Annotated in this window: 14 protein-coding genes and 1 pseudogene; 10 read left to right on the forward strand and 5 right to left on the reverse strand. The window is 34.8% G+C overall.

Going from position 1 to position 19029, the window contains the following annotated elements:
- Positions 1 to 74: 74 nt before the first annotated feature.
- From ACM55F_RS18760 to ACM55F_RS06980, 8 genes and pseudogenes are all read left to right on the forward strand, one after another.
- Positions 75 to 904 (forward strand): annotated as a pseudogene (locus ACM55F_RS18760) (IS982 family transposase).
- 511 nt (positions 905 to 1415) lie between these two features.
- Positions 1416 to 2174 carry a hypothetical protein gene (locus ACM55F_RS06950; RefSeq protein WP_416853070.1) on the forward strand — a complete coding sequence of 253 codons (759 nt, stop codon included), beginning with the start codon at positions 1416 to 1418 and terminating at the stop codon, positions 2172 to 2174.
- Positions 2175 to 2276: 102 nt separating this feature from the next.
- Entirely contained in the window at positions 2277 to 3302 is a 1026-nt protein-coding gene (locus ACM55F_RS06955) for a hypothetical protein (RefSeq protein ID WP_416853072.1), read from the forward strand.
- Positions 3303 to 3329: 27 nt separating this feature from the next.
- Positions 3330 to 3779, forward strand: coding sequence for a T9SS type A sorting domain-containing protein (locus ACM55F_RS06960; protein ID WP_416853074.1), 450 nt, complete (start codon positions 3330 to 3332; stop codon positions 3777 to 3779).
- Positions 3780 to 3793: 14 nt separating this feature from the next.
- Entirely contained in the window at positions 3794 to 10531 is a 6738-nt protein-coding gene (locus tag ACM55F_RS06965; RefSeq protein WP_416853076.1) for an RHS repeat-associated core domain-containing protein, read from the forward strand.
- Positions 10532 to 10597: 66 nt separating this feature from the next.
- On the forward strand, positions 10598 to 11221 hold the full coding sequence (locus tag ACM55F_RS06970; protein ID WP_416853078.1) for a CPBP family intramembrane glutamic endopeptidase: 624 nt from the start codon (positions 10598 to 10600) through the stop codon (positions 11219 to 11221).
- A 110-nt stretch (positions 11222 to 11331) separates the two neighbouring features.
- A complete protein-coding gene (locus tag ACM55F_RS06975; protein ID WP_416853079.1) occupies positions 11332 to 11859 on the forward strand; it encodes a hypothetical protein in 528 nt (175 codons plus the stop codon).
- Between the two features lie 10 nt (positions 11860 to 11869).
- Positions 11870 to 12436, forward strand: coding sequence for a hypothetical protein (locus tag ACM55F_RS06980; protein WP_416853080.1), 567 nt, complete (start codon positions 11870 to 11872; stop codon positions 12434 to 12436).
- A gap of 864 nt (positions 12437 to 13300) precedes the next feature.
- Here ACM55F_RS06980 and pyk read toward each other — a convergent pair.
- From pyk to ACM55F_RS07005, 5 genes are all read right to left on the reverse strand, one after another.
- Positions 13301 to 14731, reverse strand: coding sequence for a pyruvate kinase (gene pyk / locus ACM55F_RS06985; protein WP_416853081.1), 1431 nt, complete (start codon positions 14729 to 14731; stop codon positions 13301 to 13303).
- A 5-nt stretch (positions 14732 to 14736) separates the two neighbouring features.
- Positions 14737 to 15225: an IPExxxVDY family protein gene (locus ACM55F_RS06990; RefSeq protein WP_416853083.1), complete on the reverse strand. Its 489-nt coding sequence runs from the start codon at positions 15223 to 15225 to the stop codon at positions 14737 to 14739.
- A 113-nt stretch (positions 15226 to 15338) separates the two neighbouring features.
- Positions 15339 to 16079 (reverse strand): ribonuclease III, encoded by a 741-nt coding sequence (rnc, locus tag ACM55F_RS06995; RefSeq protein ID WP_416853085.1) that lies wholly within the window; start codon positions 16077 to 16079, stop codon positions 15339 to 15341.
- A 4-nt stretch (positions 16080 to 16083) separates the two neighbouring features.
- Complete coding sequence (gene fabF, locus ACM55F_RS07000; protein WP_416853086.1) at positions 16084 to 17337, reverse strand: beta-ketoacyl-ACP synthase II; 1254 nt, start codon at positions 17335 to 17337, stop codon at positions 16084 to 16086.
- 179 nt (positions 17338 to 17516) lie between these two features.
- Entirely contained in the window at positions 17517 to 17753 is a 237-nt protein-coding gene (locus tag ACM55F_RS07005; RefSeq protein ID WP_007137004.1) for an acyl carrier protein, read from the reverse strand.
- A gap of 175 nt (positions 17754 to 17928) precedes the next feature.
- Between ACM55F_RS07005 and purN the strand changes: the two genes are divergently transcribed.
- Positions 17929 to 18498, forward strand: a complete 570-nt coding sequence (gene purN / locus ACM55F_RS07010; protein WP_416853087.1) for a phosphoribosylglycinamide formyltransferase — start codon at positions 17929 to 17931, stop codon at positions 18496 to 18498.
- Between the two features lie 2 nt (positions 18499 to 18500).
- Complete coding sequence (rnhA, locus tag ACM55F_RS07015) at positions 18501 to 18983, forward strand: ribonuclease HI (RefSeq protein ID WP_416853088.1); 483 nt, start codon at positions 18501 to 18503, stop codon at positions 18981 to 18983.
- The last annotated feature ends 46 nt before the right edge of the window (positions 18984 to 19029 follow it).

The raw sequence follows: 19029 nt of genomic DNA on the forward strand, positions 1-19029 counted from the left end.
TTGCTAGTTGAAATAACATAAAAAACAAAGCAGAGGTTAAGTAAATTTGTTTTGCTAACCAATAAACAGCCCCAATGCTTTGTAAAGACAAAATTATATCAATTTTTTGTTTAATAGATGATATTTTGCAAGGAATTAATCATGTAGAAGATGTGAGAAGACAAGTTTGTGATAGTGAAATTATCTTGACTGCAATTGTTTCTTCAACAAGTTTTTATGGTAATCATTCGTCAGCTATAAAGTTTATGAAGCAGTATGGATTTATTTCCAATATGCTGGATAAAAGCAGATTCAACAGGCGATTACATAAAATAAGTAAACTTTTATATGAGTTATTTGAGATTGTAAGTTCTTATTATAAAGACTTTTGTTGTGAAATGCACTATATCATAGATTCTTTTCCAGTTGCAGTATGTAACAATATGCGCATTGCAAACGGCAAGATTCTTAAAGATAAAAAATGGAGAGGCTACACTGCTAGTATGCGAAATTATTTTCATGGGGTTAAAGTACAATTACTCACCACAAAAGATGGAATTCCAATAGCTTTTCATTTTACACCAGGTAAAACTGGTGATGCAAAAGCATTAGGAAAATGATAGATAAATTACCTGCAGAAGCCTCATTATATGGCGATAGTGCCTATACAGATTATGGGTTAGAAGATATTGCTCTGGAGAGAAAATGCATCTTATTAAAGATTCAACGCAAGTCAAACGCTAAGAGAATAGATACATTGGAACAAAAAAATGAAAAGCTAAAAATGAGAAAAAGAGTAGAAACAGCAATAAGTGACATCAAGAAAATGTTTCCAAGAACAATACTTGCAGTTACACTTGAAGGTTTTCTGATAAAGCTAACTCTATTTGTCTTTGGACTACAATTAAACAAATCGATTAACTAGCAACTTGAATTAATTAATTTGAATATGAAAAGACTTTACTTATTACTGCTACAATTATTTTACAAGGAACATCATATAGAAATAATCATGTCGATCACTTTCTAGATAGAAAATATTCCTGCTAATTATGTATTTATTTTCTGTAAACCCCTTGCTTACAGAAGAAAATCCATCAAAAGGGTCTACTTCACTTTGTATACAATCAAATAGATAAGGTATAATAAATCAATCACAAAGTAAATTTTACATTACAAAAAACATATTATTATGAAAAAAATAATACTAATAAGCTTAATATTCGTAAAAAAATAAAAGCAGTTTCTGCAAAGAATCAAAATCAATAGAGGAGATATCAAATAAAAAAGACATTTGGAAGGTTCTCTGACATTGCTTGCTTAATAAAATTGAAAAACACGAAAAAAAAGAAATTACAAAACCAATCTGATTAATTGTTTGGTTGAGGTTATTTTGCAGGAGAATAAAAGGAATTTAATTAAAAAACAAAACATTTATGAAAAAGAGTATTTTATTAGTAGCTATTTTGGCTACATCATTGTCTTTTGGGCAGAATACATTTCCAGGTATTGGTAATGTGGGTATTGGCACGACAAATCCGAAAAGCAACTTGGAAGTTACTGCTTGGACTACAGCATTAACTATTGGCTCCACGAAAAACACCGAAGCAATGGTAGACAATGAGGTGCTTAGCGCTATTAATTTTTACAAACACTATAATTTAGGTTATGCAGCGGCTATAAAATTATTGCAAGCGGGAGATGGAAATCAATATTCTCCGGCACATTTAGCTTTTTATACAACCAGTGGAGGAAGTGTTTTTACAACAGTTCCAGAGGAGAGAATGAGAATTACATCTTTAGGTAATGTAGGAATAGGGACAATAAACCCAGATACAAAACTCACCGTAAAAGGCAAAATACATGCCGAAGAAATAATAGTAGATTTAGCCGTTCCAGCCGATTATGTTTTCCAAAAATACTACACCGGAAAATCGGAATTGAAATCGGATTATTCTATGCCAACACTCGCCGAAATTGAAAGTTTCACGAAGAAAAATCATCACTTGCCTAATGTGCCATCGGCGCAAGAAGTGCAACAAAATGGCGTGTCACTGGGAATGATGTCGAATGTTTTGCTCCAGAAAGTAGAGGAATTGACGCTTTATGCCATTGAGCAACAAAAGAAACTGGAAGTGCAAAACAAAACCATAGCAACCCTAGCGGCAAGACTGGCAAGTTTAGAAAAAAAATGATTGTAAAATATTTCTTCAATATCTAAAAAATATCCCGCTGTACAAAGCACCCGTTTGTACAGGTAATTATAAAATCTACTATATAAAACGTACTATAATACTATGAAAACACAAAAAACATTTCTAGCATTTACATTCCTTATTACTTCACTATCATTTGGACAAACTAATACATTTCCTCCTACGGGCAATGCGGGTATTGGTACGACAAATCCAAATTCTACTTTACAAATAGGTGATAGTAATAATTCAGGCAGTCCTAGTACAGAGGTTGAGATTAAGAGATTGTCATTAGCACCAGTAACACATTCTGGTTCAGATTGGTTTTTTACAACTAGAGACAATAATCCTTATGCTAATTTAGATATTGGATATTCAGACAATAAGACACTTACAATAAGGCACGATGGCAACGTAGGCATTGGCACCACAACCCCACAAGCAAAATTGCAAGTAGAAGGATTAATTAAAAGTTATGTACCCGATGTTTTAGGAGGAAATTTGAATAACTTTCAATTGTTGGATGAGAGAGCAGGTAACGTAACTTCAAATCGTATCTATAATAGATTATGGACATTGAGGGATGGAGGACCAAATAACTGGCTTGGAGCTAGATTACACTATGGCATTTCTGTGGATGTAAGTTTTGCTACTCCTCATGTCGATACAAGAACGTGGTGGGAAAGAGATCCATATGACAACATACAATCTTGGGGTAATGCTGGAGATACTTATTTGACAATAAATAAAGGTAAAGTAGGTATCGGCTCAACAAACCCAGACCAAAAACTCACCGTAAAAGGCAAAATACATGCCGAAGAAATAATAGTAGATTTAGCTGTTCCTGCCGATTATGTTTTCCAAAAATACTACACCGGAAAATCGGAATTGAAATCGGATTATACCCTGCCAACACTTGCCGAAATTGAAAGTTTCACGAAGAAAAATCATCACTTGCCTAATGTGCCATCGGCGCAAGAAGTACAACAAAATGGTGTGTCACTTGGCACTATGTCGAATGTTTTGCTCCAGAAAGTAGAGGAATTGACGCTTTATGCCATTGAGCAAAATAAAGTTATTGAAGAATTAAAAGCCCAAGTCACAGCTTTGATGGCCAAAAAGCAATAATTAAAGTTTAATCTAAAAAAATATATTATGAAAAATTATATACTAGTCCTGTTTTTAGGGTTTTCGTTATTTGCTGAAGCTCAAAATAAAATAACTTTTGATTATGATATGGCAGGCAATCAAATTAAAAGAGAATTGTGTTTAAGTTGCACTAATCCGAATTATAAAATTGCTGTTCCCAAAGAAATCACAGCACTTCAAAAGGAAGATTTGCAAAAATTTTTTCCCGAGGATGCCATTTCCTATTACCCCAATCCAGTAAAGGAAGAATTGTATATTAAATGGGAACTCGTTGCAGGCAAAACAGTCACTTCCATCTATTTGTACGATTTGAATGGACGAGTGTTACAAACCTATAATAATCTCGAAAAAACAAATACCCTAAACATTCCATTTTTTAATTATCCTACAGGAGCTTATCTTGTTGTTTTGATTTATAATGACGGGGAACAAAAAACAATAAAAATTATTAAATAGTAACTATTTTATTTATGAAAAAACAGTACCTAATCTTTATATTTTTTATTACCCATTTAATTTCAGCCCAAAACTTTACTGATACGAAGGGAGAATTGCAAATTTCTAATTCGGGATCAGCAACCTATAACTTACCCATAGCGATGCCCCCGAGTATCAAGAGTGTAGCACCTATCATAAATCTTACGTATAGCAGCGGTGTTAGAGGTGGTATAGCAGGACAAGGATGGAACATCAACAGTATTTCTACCATTAGCCGTATGGCTACAAGAAGAGATATTGATGGTTTTGTGGATGGTGTCGATTTTGACGACAATGATAAATTGGCTCTTGACGGACAGCGATTATTATTAAAAACAGGAACCTATTGGGCAGATGGTTCTACTTATGAAACCGAATACAAAAGCAACACCAAAATTGAATTAAAGATTGAAAACGGAGGTGCTTCTACTTTTTTCATAGTAACCAGCCCGGATGGATCCAGAACATGGTATGGATCTAAGGGTTCGGGTACGTACCAGAATGCAACCTCAGTAAATGCATGGTTCATAGTTCGATTTGAAGATGCAAATGGTAACAATATAGAGTACAATTATGCTAATGTAGTTTATAACAGTACAAACCAATTATATATAGATAATATTACATTTAGTGCTAATCAAGTGGTTGGCATCGCAGCACAAGATAAGATTATTTTTACTTATAGAGATGCTAAACGAGTAGAAAGAGATTATATAAAAGGCGGACCAGTTTACGCCACAAAAATTCTTGACAATATACAAGTATTGGCTAACAATGCTCCATTCCGAAAATACCAACTTTTTCAAACTCCTGATCTAGATTCAGGATACGAAAGAGTAACAAAAATACAGGAATCTAATGGGCAAAATGAAGCTTCCAATCCGGTAATTTTTGAATACAATACTCCTACTCCAACGACCACTAACAGAAAAATAAAAGACTATACCAACAACCTTAATTTTAATGAAACTGATTTAGCTGGGGATTTTGATGGTGATGGAAGGTTAGATTTTGTGGCTAATAATCAAATTTTTACAAATTTATTTAATGAAAGTAGTGGTAATGCACCAATTAACTTGCCATTTACAGGAAATAAAAGACAAGAATTCGTCGCTACCACATTGACAAGTAATAAACTAAATCAGTTTCAATCGATTGTTTATGCAAATGAAACATTAAATAGTATAGAATTTAAAATCCATAATCTAACATCTGGAAATGTTATAACTTTAAGTAATACTAAAACAATAAATTTTGACAATAGTATATATCATGATACTAGTTCAGAAACTTATTCTTTTTTTGGTTGTAATCCTCCTCCTTTAATTAAAGTATCAAATGAATATTTAGAAGGAGACTTTAATGGCGATGGTATAAGTGAAGTATTGTTATGCAGTACAATAAATGAAAGATATTATAATTATTATGCTAATATTGTAAATGACGAAGGGGATTATGAATCTAATGCTTGTGTTACAGAAGTTAAATCTGACGGAAAAGAATCCTATTTATTAAATTTAGACCCTAATGCTTCAACAATTCTTGGAGGAAGTGGTTTTGTAAAGCTACAAAATACTATAGTTTTACAAGGGGATAAAAAATTTGTTGTCGATTTTAATTCTGATGGAAAGTCAGATATTTTAATAGTCAACAATGACAAAACCTACAAAATAGTTAGTTTTAAACAACTTAATGTGTCTCCTTGGGTTGAATTAGAATTAATTGGTTCAGGGACATTAGACAAATATTCTCCAACGAAACAAATCCTTTTTGGCGACTACAACGGTGATGGAAAAACTGATATTATGTTACCCGATACTGAAGGTGGGATTAATAATACCTTATGGCATACCTATTACAGCAATCCAAAACCTGCCGGGGGAGATTTTTTTGTTAAAGAATCTCAAAATATTGTTGAATATTGGCCAAATACTGGAACTTATTACTCAACCCAAACCGACATTAGCAGTTATTATGCTATGGATGTCAATGGTGATGGGAAGTCAGATTTAGTAAGAGTTTGGAGGAAATATTATAAACCGCAATGGACTATCAACAACCATAATACCCAATGGCGGGTAACCGCTTTTACCAACAATATTGGTAAGATTTCGAGTTCTGGTTTTATTCAAACCTATGATTCAGGGATTTTTGATTCTCCATCCCCAGACATCCCAATTCCTATAACCTCTAATTACAAATACCAAGGAGCAAATACGGAATTAGTCATTGTGAGAGGGCATTATAATAAAATTGAATACTACCAATTCAATAAAGATTTTGATACTGATAACAGGTTAATACATGTAAAGGAATCAAATGGTAAAATCATACAAGTCATTGAATATAAGCCAATGGAAGCCATTGGTGGCGGTTTAGGAAACGTCGCTACTGATTTTTATTCCTCAAGCAACACATCTATTTATCCTAATATCGAAATCATTCGGAATACGGGTAGTTTTTTAGTGTCTAAACTTACCGCTATCATAAATAATGTTTACAAATACCAAGATTTTAAGTATTATGGCTATGTCTCTAATTTTAATTATGGTACTGTTGGTTTCAAGCGAATATCAAGAAGTAGCTGGTATTTACCATCGTCTACAGACCCCAAAATCTGGACGACCTATAACAACGACATAAACCTGCGAGGAGCTAATACCATAACTTGGTCCAGTACCAATCCCGAGACGGTTTTTGCCACTATACCGGATAATTTGTTGAGCACGAAAACGAATTATTTTGCTACTTATACCCAAGGCACAAGTATGTCTTCGAGTAACGGTCAAAATGATATTGTAATTACAGATCCCGTTACCATCAATCAGACGTATATTGCCAATAATTCCATTACCGCTTCATCAGTAGTCAATGATGGCGTGATTGCCAATTATAAAGCACCACAGATTATTTTGAAACCTGGATTTAGTGCAAAACCTAGTAGTACAGGCGAGTTTAGAGCTGTTCCAGTTGCTGCAGGAAGTAGTGCCACTATTCCAAAAAATTATGTGTATAATGTATTGCTAACCAAGCAAACCACCAAAGACCACTTGAGTGGAGTAATATCAGAAACCAGTTTTACTTACGATGGTTCGGTTAACTCAGACAATTACTTTGGTTTGCAAACCCAAAGCGTTGCCAAACAATACAGCGGAACAACATTGCAAGGCACCACCACTAGTAGCACTACTTACGAAAATAACCCAACAGGATCGGGGGCTGCTTACTACATAGGAAGACCTAAAACAGTAAACACAAGTACCACTATTTACACTGGCGATACCCGAACTTCTAGCGAAGTTTACACTTACTCTGGGAGTAACTTAAGCAAGACCGAAAAAACAGGACACAAAACTTACCCTATTGTAGAAGATATGACGTATGATGCCGTGGGTAATTTGCTGACCAAAACTGTATCAGCACCTTCCGCACCAACACCAATTGCAGCAAGAACCATTACTGATGAATACGATGCCACCAAACGTTTTGTGGTCAAGAAAAAAGACCATCAGCTTTTCGAAACCAACTTTGTTTACAACACCCTAGGACAAGTCACACAATCGACCAATTATTTAGGCGTCGTTAGCGATTACATCTTTGACAATTGGGGTAAACTAAAGAATAGCAAAACTACAGGAGCATCGACAATACCATTGGAAACGACCATTACTTATGTCAAATTATCGGATGGCGGTTATACCACCACCAGCCAAAATACGGTGGGTGATCAAGCCAAATCAATAACTCAGTATGATGTTTTGGGAAGAGCCATTGTAAGTACTACCAAAGGTTTTGCACTCAACTCCACCATTTCAAAACAAGTGGTGTATGATGGATTGGGCAGAAAACAAAAAGAAAGCGAACCTTATTTTTCCTTTCCAAGCAAATGGACTTCGTATGAATACGATTATTTGCAACGTCCCACAAAAATAACAACGTCCACAGGAAGAATTCAAACACTGAGCTATTCAGGTCTTACCACCACAAGTATTGATGATGTGAAAACAACGACAGCCACCGTTGATGCCTTGGGCAACAAAACCCAAACTACCGACGAAGGAGGTACTATCAACTTTACCTATTATGCTACCGGACAGCTCAAAGAATCCAATTACGAGGGACATAAAGTAAGCATCAGTATTGATGGTTGGGGCAATAAAATAGCGATGAACGATCCCAATGCAGGGAATTACACGTACGGTTATGATGCTTTCGGACAAATAACAAAAGAAACCACTCCAAAAGGGTACACCGATACTACTTATGATGTCTTTGGACGAGTACTCAAGAAAAAAATATCAGGCGACGGAGCAGATTTTGAAACCGATTATGTCTATAATTCCTTCTCCCAGCTTATTTCTGAAACCAGCAAAAAAGCCATTGGAACGCCAATAGATAGTTTTACGTATGGTTATGACAATCTGCACAGATTGGAAACCACCACCGAGAGCAATGCCAGTTTCACTCATACCAAAACCGTTAGCTATGATACTTTTGGACGACCTATTACGGGAACCAATGCCACGCAAGAACTCACAACGGGATTAAGCACGTCCATAACCACCAAGAACAACTACAATGCCTACAACGGTATTATGGATAAAATGACCGATGCCAATGATAACGTTTTGTGGCAACTCAATACAGCCAACGAAAAAATGAAATCGTTGACCGAAACATTGGGTAATGGTGTAACGATTACCAATGCCTACAACGCCGATGGCTATTATACTTCACAAAAACACTCTAAAAACAGTGTAGATGTCTTGTACAACACCTATGATTTTAATGCCGTAAAAGGAACATTAAACAACAGACAAAACCAAGTATTGGGCACCAACGAGGTCTTTACGTACGATACCTTGGACCGATTGATACAATGGACGAATCCATTAACCAATTCTCAAGACTCCAATGGATATGATACTAGAGGTAGAATAACCAACAATAATAAACTAGGAACGGTAAACTACAACACTGATACAACTACAGGTATTTACCGAAAAAAATCGATAAACTTAACCACCGATGGGGTTGGGTATTACAACAACCTGCCGAAACAAGTAGTAAGCTACACGATGTTTAAAAGTCCTATCTCGATAAATGAAAGTGACAAAGGCAGTACGGCTTTTGTCTATAATTCGCATTTGTCCAGACAAACAATGCAGTATGGCTATCAACCTAATCCTGGAGCAACTGGAATTTATACCAAGACCAAAAGTTATACCGATGATGGCAGTGTAGAAATACTCAAAACGCCTACTACTATCACGATACGAACCTACATAGGAGGCGATGCTTACACGGCGCCGTTGTATATTGATAAAGTAAAGACATTAAATACAGGAGCAATTGTTGACAAAAAACAGTATCTTCACAGGGATTATTTAGGAAGTATAATAGCTATTTCTGATGATACAGGCGTAGCCGTAGAGCGCAGACAATTTGACGCTTGGGGCAATTTGGCTAAATTGCAACAAAATGGTATTGCAATAGCATTGCCTACAGACGGAACAGCTGCTGGACTAATGATGCTCGACCGTGGCTACACGGGTCACGAACACCTAGCCGAAGTAGGACTCATACAAATGAACGGTCGTTTGTATGACCCGACATTACGTTCTTTCTTGATGCCGGATAATTTTATACAACAACCGGAGAATACGCAAAATTACAATAGGTATGCCTATGTGTTGAATAACCCACTAATGTATACCGACCCAAGCGGGGAGGAATTCATATCACTTGGAGTAGCTGTGATTATAGGTGCAGCAATAGCGCTAACCACTTATACAATGACAGCCCTCTTAACCGATGTACCCTTTACAGTGGGTGGGCTTGCGAAAGCAACCTTTATTGGTGCTGCAAGCGCGGCGGTGACGTTTGGGATAGGAACTGCGGCAGGAAACCTATTTACGAATTTCTTCTCCAAAGCGGCGTTTCAAGCGGTAGCACACGGAACTTTTCAAGGGACTATGTCTGGCTTACAAGGAGGTAATTTTTGGAGTGGTTTTGCAGCGGGAGCGTTAAGTAGTATTGCTAGTAGTTTGTATAGTGGTGGATCTAGTATGGATGGTTTGGGGAAAAATGCACACGCTATTCCAGGTACTGGTTTAAATAGTATAGGTGATAATCTTGGTGGTGCTGGCATGATTGCCTTTGGTACAGTTGCTGGTGGTGTAGGAGCAAAACTTACCGGTGGTAACTTTTGGCAAGGTGCTGCTACAGGACTCGTGGTTAGTGGACTGAATCATTTGGCGCATCAACAGCCAGATCCTAATAAGGAATTGGCAAGAAGGATTGCAAAGCAATATGGTGGGAATGCAGGTGAAATTCGTGAATGGTTAGACAATCATCCATTTGAACTAACTCATGAGGGAGTTAAGTTTAAAGGATTGGATTTAGAAGCAAAATATATAAATGAACCAGGTACAAATGTAAAAAATGCAATTAATCAAGCACCTCAAATGGTAGCAGAGGAATTGGGTACAAAGGCGTTAGAATTTATATTTAGAGGAGGTCCAGTTGGACAGCTTTTAAGCGATGGTGGTCTGGCAAATACTCCGTCACCTTCAGATATAGCTCAACGTCAAATTAGAATAGAAGGGGCGAAAAATGCTTTAATCAGACATGTTTTTATGCCACAAGGGCAACAAACACCAAGTATGAGTAATGGATTTAATCCTTATTCGGGATATAGCAGATATAATTTGTTTTATAAAGTAAAATAAAGAAACATAAAAATGAAAAAATTTTATTTGTATATCATTTGCACAATGATTGTTTCGTATTTTGACATGAAGTACAATTTAAAAAGTATTTTGCTTTTTACGTTTTTTGTAATATCATTACCATTTTTTAATGATGCAAAAAGTTATTTCAGAATTCCATTTTTTAAAATAGATAAAATATTTGTTGTATATGTATTAATGTTTTCTTTAAGTTTCACCTTTTTTTTTAGTTTATTACCATTCTTGATTTTTAGAGATTACAGTGTTGATAAAATAGAAAATTATACTAATTATGGTATTTTAAAGGTTTTGTTAGTATCTCCACTATTGGAAGAATTAATTTTTAGAGGAAGTTTACTGCCCTTATTGATAAAAACAGAATCGCCAAAAAAAGCGATTTTACTATCCTCATTAGGATTTTCCTTGGCTCATTATCTTTCTGGTTCAAGTTTATTTGCGGCTTTTGTATTAGGGGTCTTTCTTGCTTATGTTTATTTAAAAACAGAAAGTGTATTTTTATGCTTCATAGCACATGCTTTAAACAATTTTTTAGCTTTAGTTTTTTCCCCTTTTTTAATTTCCACATTAAAAATTAAAGAGACGAGTTGTTATCTATTAACAATTATAATCATGAGTAGCATAATAATGTTATTTTCATCGTTTAAGATTTATAAACAAAACAAAAATTGAATTATTAAGAAATGGATACAAATAGAAAATCTCAAAACAAAAATTGGTTAAAAACATTAGTTCATTTTTTGTTTAGGCTGATTCTAAGGTTTTGAAGGGTATTTTGAACCTTGACTGGGGGTAATTTTTGGCAGGGAGCTGTTACGGGCTTGGTAGTTAGTGGGCTGAATCACGCGTTTCATACTATTGACCCGCCGGGAGGAAAGAAACCTAAAGTAGTTGACAATAATAAAGAAGCTGTAGAACATTACTACGAAGACGGAAGCCCTGTTGAGCTTGGTCCAAATACCAAATTAGCGTTGTTAAATGATAAAGATTATAGAAGAGTTTTAGGTGCTTTGAAAGCAGGGACAGCTGTAAGCAGGACAGATAAATTTGATATTCATTTTACTTGGAAAGTTTTTCACATAGGAGATAGCAATGTTAACTATTCAACTTCTTGTACAACGGGTAATTGTACAACAAGGTTTAGTGCTTTTGTTGGCGATGGGTTTAGAGATCCGTTAGATTTAGGTTTCGAAACTTCTTTTAATTCAGGCGATGTCAATTTTATGGCTAAACCATACAATTATATTCCCTATAATTTTTCAGTAAGTTATCCTAATCCAGGCTATCCAGTTGGTACTAACATTAAATAATCAAACAAAGATGAAAAAAATAAGAGTAGTTGGTATTATTTGGCTTAGCATATTAAGTGTCTTTTTGTATCTAGACAGCAAAGCATACTATTATGGATTCGGACAAGGTTTTTTGAGTGCTAAAATACCTTCTAGATTTTCTGTTCTTTTTGCTGGATCTGATCTTGGAAATCAAGGGATGGTTTTGAAAGAAAAAGATTTGAACTTATGGATTATAAATTGCAATGATTCTATTTTCATGAGTGATACCGAAAAGAAAATAATGATTAAAAAATTTGTAGGATATTGGTTTAATAATAAAACCATAGTGGCGAAGGTGAAAGACAACAACAATAAAAACAGGTATATTGAAATTTATGAAGAAGTGACCAATGCTTTGTATTCTAATTTTATTTGCAAAGAAATGAGATATCCTCCTGATGAATATGATGATTTGAAATATATAGACTTAGATAAAAGTTTAGTTTATTTTAAAAGATTCAAATTGATTAAAAATTTAACTATAGTATTATTTGTATTTATGTCATTATATGGATTAAGATTGTTTTATCTGAGGCGTAAAAAAAGTAAAACATAAGGTTATATAGTGGACTGAATCACGCGATGCATAAGATGAGTGATGATAGTGAGATTGACCCTAATAATCCTGCGTTTGCAGTACCAAAAAACTAAAAAAAATGAAGCAATATAATTATTTTCTATTTCGTTTGTATTGGATATTTAGAGACTTCGCGAAAGAGGGGCATAAAATGTCTTTAATTTCTACCCCCACTGGCTCTCGTTTGCCCACATTCTCTGGTGCTTGCCTGCGGCGAGTACCTACATAAATTAAAAGATAAAACATAGCGTTTGCAACGCGGATAACTAAAACAGAAGTAATTTTAAACAAGCTTACTCCCGCTGCCCGAAGACTTCCAAAAAAAGCAAATGTTCTTAAATTTCGGGGGTTGCTGTGCGAAGTTTCCCGACTTCGTACCGTTTCCAATGGACAACAAACGAGGGCAACATACACAAGTCTTAAAATAAGTAGATTAAAATTGTAACGGCATATAGCAATGGGTACGAAGTCGGGAGACTTCGTACAGCACCAGACTTCTAATGATATTTTCGTTTTCGAGTAAGACTTCGGGGAGCGGATTACTGTCATGCAAAATGCTAAAACACCGGATTATTGTACGATAGCTTCCAATAGTTTGTGTAATACTGATTATACCCCCACTGGCTCTCGTTTGCCCGCATTCTCTGGTGCTTGCCTGCGGCGAGTACCTACATAAATTAAAAGATAAAACGTAGCGTTTGCAACGCGGATAACTAAAACAGAAGTAATTTTAAACAAGGGTACTTCTGTTTTTTATACAATTGTTTTCAGAAAATATTTGACACAAAAAAATCCGTCTTGTTATTAAACAGGACGGATTTAATATATTCGAAGAATTTAAAACTATTCTATTTCAGAAACTCTTAAGGTGTTTACCATTCCTTTATCTTTAATAGGCATTGCTGCTAAATTGATAAGGAAATCACCTTTTTGTACAAAACCTTTTTGTTTTACAATTTCGTTTATGTCAGTTACAGTATCATCTGTGCTTACATCTTTAGAGTACATGAAAGATTTTACTCCCCAAAGTAAATTAAGTTGTGTAAGGATTCTTTTATTAGAGGTGAAAACTAAAATATGTGCATTTGGTCTCCAAGCCGAAATTTGGAAAGCGGTATAACCACTATTAGTCAATGTACAGATTGCTTTTGCTTTGATAACATTAGCCATAGTTGCAGCATGGTGACAAATTGTTTTAGTAATAAAACGTTTTGTTTTTATCTGTGGTGTATTTTGTGGAACATGAATAAGCGGAGAATCCTCAACTGCTTCAATAATTTGAGTCATTTTTTGGATTACTTGAACTGGATAATTACCGGTAGCTGTCTCTCCAGAAAGCATTACAGCATCTGCACCATCCATAACTGAATTTGCAACGTCATTCACCTCTGCACGTGTTGGCGTAAGGCTAGTGATCATTGTTTCCATCATTTGCGTAGCAACGATAACCGGAATACGAGCTGTTTTGGCTCTGCGAATTAATTCTTTTTGAACTAAAGGTACTTCATGAGCGGGAAGTTCTACTCCTAAATCTCCACGGGCAACCATTAAAGCATCACAATAAGCAACAATTTTGTCAATGTTTTCTAATGCTTCTGGCATTTCTATTTTGGCAACAATTGGAATTTTATATTCTGAGTGCTCTGCAATTAATTCCTGTAAGTCTTGTAAATCTCTTGGTGTTTTTACAAATGATAATGCAATCCAATCTACATTTTGTCCAATGGCAAAAATAGCATCTGCTATATCTTTCTCAGTCATTGCTGGAAGAGAAATTTTTGTATTAGGCAGATTTACTCCTTTTTTAGATTTCAATTCACCACCTTGAATTACTCTTGCTATAACTTCTGATTTTTTATCAGTTTCCACGATTTCGAAAATAAGTTTCCCATCATCAAGCAAAATTCTTTCTCCTGGATTAACATCATTTGGAAAGTTTTGGTATTTCATGAATACTTTCTTTGCAGTTCCAAGGATATCTTCGGCTGTAGTAAATGTAATTAAGTCTCCGTCATGTACTACAACTCCTTCTTCCATAACTCCTACACGAAGTTTAGGTCCTTGTAAATCTCCTAGGATTGCAGTAGTGTAGCCAAATTCCTCATTCAGGCCGCGTATCAGATTTATTTTTTCTTTTACATCTTCGTAGTCAGCATGTGAAAAATTCACTCTAAAAACATTTACACCCGCATCAATCATGTCTTTAATGATTTCTCTTGTACTACATGCAGGCCCAAGTGTGGCTACAATTTTGGTTTTTTTGTTTGTAAGCATTGGTATTAAAAAATTAAATTGTTTTTTGATTTGATTTGATTTGTATCTACTGTATAAAGTGTAGATATGTTATCGATTTTATTTAATATAGTCTGTATTGTTGATACACTCATTGTATCTTCAATATTCTCTATTTTTAAGAAATAATCTACTTTTTTAAACTCAGGAAGTAAAAAGACTTTTGTTGCCACTTCCATTGTAACATTTGAAAATAAATTTTGGCTAATTCCCTTTTTCTGTTGAATAACCTCATTTTTATTTTGAATCAAATTCCAAGTGATTGCTTTTTCATTATCATAATAATAAAATCTAGAAAAATTTGTCTCCCCTTCTTCTATATTAATATGAATTTCATTTGTGCTTTTACTTAAATTTATTGGCAGTAATTGATTAATAAAAAAAGCTAATCGATAGTCTTCTAATGAAGTATGAATAGCAATGAGATAGTAATCTATTTCGTCAAATTCTCCAAGATCCAGTTTGTGAATAGCCATTTCATGAAAAAATAAGTTGTAAATATAGTATTTCTATCGAAGTTCTGACCTATCTAAATAGGATGTTTTTGTTAAATTGCCAACGAAAACGTTATAGGTTTAAGAAAATGATGTTATTTTCTATCCATTTTTTCTTGAAATGCAAAATAAGCGCGTTGGGATGCTTTTTCTTCAGCCTTCTTTTTAGATGTTGCTCTGGCTTTTGCAATTACTTTATCATCGATGCTGAGTTTAACGCCAAACAAGCGTTGTCCATCTATTGCATTGTCCTCAAAAATGTCATAATGAAATATTTTCTTCTCTTTTTGACACCATTCTATAATCAAGCTTTTATAGCTGATTACTTTTCCTTCCAGCCTGGCAATATCTACATAGGGGATAATAACTCTTTTCTGAATGAATTTTTCACAGTAGACATAACCTCTGTCTAAATAGATTGCTCCAACTAGCGATTCAAAGATATTACCATGTATGTTTTCGCCAAAATGTTGTAACGGTACTTTGCTTTCTATATACTGAACCAGATTTAAATCTTTTCCTAATTCGTTCAGGTGTTCCCTGCTTACAATTTTCGAACGCATTTTAGTCAAATAACCTTCGTCTCCCGCTGGTGCTTTGCTAAATAAATGCGCTGCAATTACTGCGCTCAGCATAGCGTCGCCTAGAAATTCCAATCGCTCATAGTTAATCGGGTTTCCTAAAACATCCAGTCGATTAGAGGAACGGTGCGTAAAAGCTTTTTTATAGTAATCCAGGTTATTTGGAGCGAAGCCCAAAATTTTCTGAATAGAATCAAAAAAAATCCCGTCTTCTAGAGAACGGGATTTCGAAAATATTTTTCTAATTATACGCATATAATTAGATATCTAATTTTTTAACCAATACACAAGCATTGTGTCCTCCAAAACCAAAAGTGTTACTCATGACAACATTCATTTCTCTTTTTTGAGGAACGTTGAAAGTAAAGTTTAATTTAGAGTCAATGTTTTCGTCATCGGTAAAATGATTTATTGTAGGAGGAACTATTCCGTGTTTCATCGAAAGGATGGAGGATATAGTTTCAATTGCACCAGCAGCACCAAGTAAATGGCCGGTCATTGATTTTGTTGAATTTAAATTCATAGTGTAAGCATGTTCGCCAAAAACATGCAATATTGCTTTAGATTCGGCAATATCACCAAGTGGTGTAGAAGTTCCATGCATATTTACACCATCAACATCACTGGCTTGTAAACCAGCATCTCTCAAGCAATTCAACATTACGTTTTTGGCACCTAATCCCTCAGGATGTGGCGCGGTAATATGATAGGCATCTGCTGACATTCCGCCACCGCCAATTTCGCAATAAATTTTTGCGCCACGAGCTATAGCATGTTCGTATTCTTCAAGAATTAGAGCTCCTGCTCCTTCGCCTAAAATAAATCCATCTCTGTCCTTATCCATCGGTCTGGAAGCTGTTTTTGGATCGTCATTTCGAGTAGATAAAGCATGTAAGGCATTGAATCCTCCCATACCTGCTATAGTTACAGCAGCTTCAGAACCTCCAGTTACCATTGCATCTGCATGACCTAATCTGATATAATTGAAAGCATCAATAATTGCATTTGTAGAAGAAGCACAAGCAGAAACGGTTGCGAAGTTTGGACCTCTAAAGCCGTATTTTATTGAAATATGACCACAAGCAATATCCGAAATCATTTTTGGAATAAAGAAAGGATTGAATCTAGGTGTTCCGTCGCCTTTAGCATATTCCAGCATCTCGATTTGAAATGTTTCTAAGCCACCAATTCCTGAACCCCAAATAACGCCGACTCTGTCTTTGTCTAATTTTTCAAAATTGAAACCAGCATCAAGTACAGCTTCATCAGATGAAACCATGGCATACTGTGCGTAGCGGTCCATCTTTCTAGCTTCTTTTCTGTCTATAAAGTCCTCAACATTAAAGTTTTTCAATTCGCACGCAAATTGAGTTTTAAATTTTGAAGCATCAAAATAAGTTATTGGTGCAGCTCCACTAACGCCGTTAATGAGTCCGTTCCAATACTCTTCAATATTATTTCCAATAGGAGTAAGAGCACCTAAACCTGTTACAACAACTCGTCTTAATACCATAAATTCTTTATTTTGTTATCTTTAAACAAATAAAACCCATGCTTTCTTTACTGTATTTTTATTACTAAAGAGCCATGGGTATTACAATAAATATTTTTTGATTGAAATTCAATCTCGAATTTAATTTTAAAAAAAATAATAACACCCGTTTACAAGATTGCAAACGGGTGTGTACTTTATTATTTTTTAGCTTCCTCGATGTAAGAGATTGCTTGACCTACAGTAGCGATGTTTTCTGCTTGATCGTCTGGAATTTGAATGTCAAATTCTTTTTCGAATTCCATAATAAGCTCAACAGTGTCTAATGAGTCAGCTCCTAAATCATTAGTGAAGCTTGCTTCTGTTACAACTTCGTTTTCGTCAACACCTAATTTGTCTACGATAATCGCTTTTACTCTTGATGCAATGTCTGACATAATCTTTAATTTTAGAATTTAATTTGTTGGCAAAAATAAAAAACTTTATTTTAAAACAACTATTTAGTTAATAAATGTGACAACTAATTTATAAAATATATTTGACAAAGCCTTCGCAATGTTATTTAATTTCATTTTTTATGCCTTTTTTTGCATAATAAAAAAGGGTTTAATTATGAAAAAAATAGTGATTTTCGCTTCTGGATCGGGGACTAATGCTGAAAACATCATCAAGTATTTCGCTGCGACAAAAATTGGAAGCGTTGAAGCGGTGTTTACAAATAACCCAAATGCTAAGGTGATTGAAAGAGCAAAGAAATATGAGATTCCAACGGAAGTTTTCTCGAAAACAGAATTAAATGAAAGTAAAGTACTACATATTATAAATAATATTCAACCTGATTTGATTGTTTTAGCTGGGTTTTTATTAAAATTTCCTGAAAATATTATCGCAGCCTATCCTAATAAGATCATAAATATTCATCCGGCATTGTTGCCAAAATACGGTGGAAAAGGAATGTATGGTATGCATATACATAGAGCAATTGTAGGGAATAAAGAAAAAGAGACTGGAATTACTATTCATTTTGTAAATGAAAATTATGATGAGGGGAATATTCTTTTTCAAAAAAACGTTGTTTTATCACAAGATGAAACTCCCGAAGAAGTGGCCGAAATAATACATGAATTGGAGCAAAAATATTTTCCGGAAGTGATTGAAAAAATCTTAACAAATAGTTTGTAATTTTGAATACTCACGATGTAAATATTTATACTGATGGCGCAGCCAAAGGAAATCCCGGTCCCGGTGGCTACGGTGTTATAATGGAATGGGTAGGAAAACCGTATAAGAAGGAATTCTATGAGGGTTTTCGTTATACCACTAATAATAGAATGGAATTGCTGGCAGTAATTGTCGGATTGGAAAAACTTAAAAATCCCAATACGAGAGTTTTAGTGGTTTCAGATTCTAAATATGTGGTGGATTCCGTTGAGAAAAAGTGGGTTTTAGGTTGGGAAAAGAAAGGGTTTGTGGATAGGAAAAATTCCGATTTGTGGAAACGTTTTCTGGTTGTTTATAGAAAACACAAAGTCAACTTCAAATGGATAAAAGGACACAATAACCATGTTCAAAACGAAAGATGCGACGAGTTGGCAGTTATGGCTTCGATGCAAAAGCAACTTTCTGTAGATGCTTTTTATGAAAAAGAAGAAGGGAAGTTGTTGTAAAACAATGGATTCCAGTGAAATAAATTAGCAAAACTTTACGACTGGG

The sequence above is a fragment of the Flavobacterium melibiosi genome, assembly GCF_048158545.1.
In the GTDB taxonomy this organism is placed as follows: Bacteria; Bacteroidota; Bacteroidia; order Flavobacteriales; family Flavobacteriaceae; genus Flavobacterium; species Flavobacterium melibiosi.